3 protein-coding genes are annotated in these 2,448 nt (G+C 70.3%); 1 reads left to right on the top strand and 2 read right to left on the bottom strand.

The features are described 5' to 3' along the window. Nucleotides 1-60: 60 nt before the first annotated feature. Together ABZT49_RS33905 and ABZT49_RS33900 are read right to left on the bottom strand one after the other, a co-directional pair. Nucleotides 61-534 carry an SRPBCC family protein gene (locus ABZT49_RS33905; RefSeq protein ID WP_355292968.1) on the bottom strand — a complete coding sequence of 158 codons (474 nt, stop codon included), beginning with the start codon at nucleotides 532-534 and terminating at the stop codon, nucleotides 61-63. A gap of 41 nt (nucleotides 535-575) precedes the next feature. Then, on the bottom strand, nucleotides 576-1,442 hold the full coding sequence (locus tag ABZT49_RS33900) for an NmrA/HSCARG family protein (RefSeq protein ID WP_355292966.1): 867 nt from the start codon (nucleotides 1,440-1,442) through the stop codon (nucleotides 576-578). A 102-nt stretch (nucleotides 1,443-1,544) separates the two neighbouring features. Here ABZT49_RS33900 and ABZT49_RS33895 point away from each other — a divergent pair, with 102 nt between their 5' ends. Continuing rightward, entirely contained in the window at nucleotides 1,545-2,435 is an 891-nt protein-coding gene (locus ABZT49_RS33895; RefSeq protein ID WP_355292965.1) for a LysR substrate-binding domain-containing protein, read from the top strand. Nucleotides 2,436-2,448: the final 13 nt, after the last annotated feature.

Raw genomic sequence — 2,448 nt, 5'->3', positions numbered from 1 at the left:
CAACCGACTGAAGCCGGCCGGTATCCGCCCCAAGCACCTGGCAGCCCCGCCTCGGCGACCTTAAAGCGCGCCCTCGGCGAGCAGCTCGCGGGTACGCTTCAACGTCGACAGCAGCGCGGCCTTGTAGCCCTTGCTGCCGTCGAACTGCGCCTGCTCGGCCTGCTCCTCGGGACCGCCCGGTTCCTTCCCGCGCAGGCCGAGGTAGCAGTAGAACCGAAGCTGCAGCGCGCCCTCCTCGTCCTCGAACAGCTCGTTGACGATGGCCCCTTCCCGCGGGCCGGTGGCCTGGAAGAAGGTCACCTTGGCCCCGGGCTCGAAGGCGATGATCTCGCGCAGGTCGACACCCCCGATGGTGGCCTCGCGCACGAGGTGGGTGGCGCTTTCCTCCACGACGTCGCACCGACTGCAGAGCCCCGGCGGCAGGAACTGGCGGGCGTCGCGGGCCTTGAGGACGAGGCCCGCCCAGGCCTGCGTGCGGGTCAGGGGAGCCTCCCCGTCCGGGTTCACCGGGACGGTTGCGGTCGAGTAGATCATGACGATGGTCCTTCCGATGGAGGTTGAGTGACGCTTGGGCGTCAGGCGATCGCGATCTCGGCGGCGAGCGCGCGGTAGGTGCGCAGCGGGCGGCCCAGGAGCGAGGTCAGGCGCTCGACGTCGCCGGCCTCCGGGACCATGCCGTCGGTCAGGAAGCGCTCGGCCATCAGGCGCATGTCGTAGGCCATCCAGCCCGGCATGAACTGCCGGAGGTTCCGCTCGAACCCGGCGGTGTCGTCGCCGCCATAGGCGACGGGGCGGCCCAGCACCTCCGACCAGATCGCGGCCACGCCCTCGCCCGTCAGCGTCTCGGGCCCGACGACGTTGATCCGGTCCAGGGGAGGCGGCCCGTCGGCCCGCTCCCGGCGGATGAGTTCGAGGGCGGCGACCTCGCCGAGGTCGCGCGCGTCGACCATGGCCAAACCCCTGGCGCCGATGGGCATGGGGTAGACGCCGTGCTGCAGGACGACGTCCTTGACCGTCATCTCGTTGCTCATGAAGTAGGCGGGGCGCAGGATCGTGGCCTCGAAGCCCATCGCCTCGATCATCCGCTCGACGCCGAACTTGCCCCCGAAGTGGGGCACGTTTACGTAGACGTCGCTGTGGATCACCGACAGGTAGACCACCCGCCTGACGCCGGCTTCCCGGGCGACGTTGAGAGCAATCAGCGCCTGGGTGAATTCGTCGGGCACCACGGCGTTGAGCAGGAAGAGCGTGGAGACGCCCTGGAAGGCGCCGCGAAGGGCGTCGACGTCGAGCAGGTCGCCCTGCGCCAGGGCCACGCTGGCCGGAAGTCCCGCCTTGGCCGGATCGCGGACGAGGGCACGCACGTCGGCGCCACGCTTCGCGAGATTGTCGACGACATGCCGGCCGATGGTGCCGGTGGCGCCGGTGACGAGGATGGTCATGGGGTTTCTCCGGGTTGCTGCTGTTGACAGGCCGGAAGTTAGCGATCCACGTTCTTACCGATAGACGCTATATCTGGACGGTCCGTCTCGCTGGTGGAACGCATGGACCTTCTCGCCCTCGCCGACTTCAACCTCGTTGCCCGCCATGGCGGGTTCGGGCGCGCCGCTCGGGCGGCCGGACGCCCGAAGGCGACGCTGTCGCGCCGGGTCTCGGAACTGGAGGGCGCGCTTGCACTCCGCCTGTTCGAACGCGGCGCCCGCACGCTGACGCTCACCGAGGAGGGGCGGGCCCTCCACGAACGGACGGGGATGCTGCTGGCCGAGCTCGACGAGACCGCGGCGGCCATCGCCTCGGGCGGCGTGAATCCGCGCGGCCGGCTGCGGGTGAGCGCGCCGCTCCTGTTCTCACAGGTGGCCATGGGAAAGCTCGCGGCCGAGTTCGCCGTGAAGCACCCGGAGGTCCGGCTGGAGGTCACGACGGATGACCGGGCCGTCGACATGGTCGAGGAGGGCTACGACGTCGTGATCCGGGTCAACCCGGAGACCGACGAAAGCCTGGTCGGCCGCGTCTTCCTGCGCGACAGGCTGGTCGTCGTGGCCAGTCCAGCCCTCGGGCAGCCTCAGGGCAACCGGCCGGTTCCGGCGGTGGTGCGCGGTCCGGGCGGTGGAGATGTCTGGAAGGTGAAGGTGCCGGACGGGAGACCGCGCATCCCGTTCGAGCCCGTCCTCAGGCTGTCGTCGATGATCATGGTGCGCGACGCGGTCCGGGCCGGCGTCGGGGCGGCCTGCCTGCCCGTCTCGCTCGTGAGCCACGACATCGCCGCGGGTAGGCTGGTCCAATGGGGCGACGTCGAGGGGCCCGAGATCGCACTTTGGACGCTCTACCCGTCCCGCCGGCTCCTCAGCGCCCGCGTCTCGGCCTTCCTCGACCACCTGAAGCAGGCGTTCCCGCAGGGCACGCCGGACGAGTTGGCGTCTTACATCGGCACGTGAGTACGGGCCGGCG

The organism is Methylobacterium sp. EM32 (assembly GCF_040593685.1).
Lineage (GTDB): Bacteria > Pseudomonadota > Alphaproteobacteria > Rhizobiales > Beijerinckiaceae > Methylobacterium.
Note: the sequence above shows the minus strand (reverse complement) of the source record. Positions and strands in the feature narration are given on the sequence as shown.

Bases quoted from the DNA above. Each gene is read 5' to 3' on its own strand.
- ABZT49_RS33905 (WP_355292968.1), bottom strand. From the start codon at position 534: ATGATCTACTCGACCGCAACCGTCCCGGTGAACCCGGACGGGGAGGCT.
- ABZT49_RS33900 (WP_355292966.1), bottom strand. From the start codon at position 1,442: ATGACCATCCTCGTCACCGGCGCCACCGGCACCATCGGCCGGCATGTC.
- ABZT49_RS33895 (WP_355292965.1), top strand. From the start codon at position 1,545: ATGGACCTTCTCGCCCTCGCCGACTTCAACCTCGTTGCCCGCCATGGC.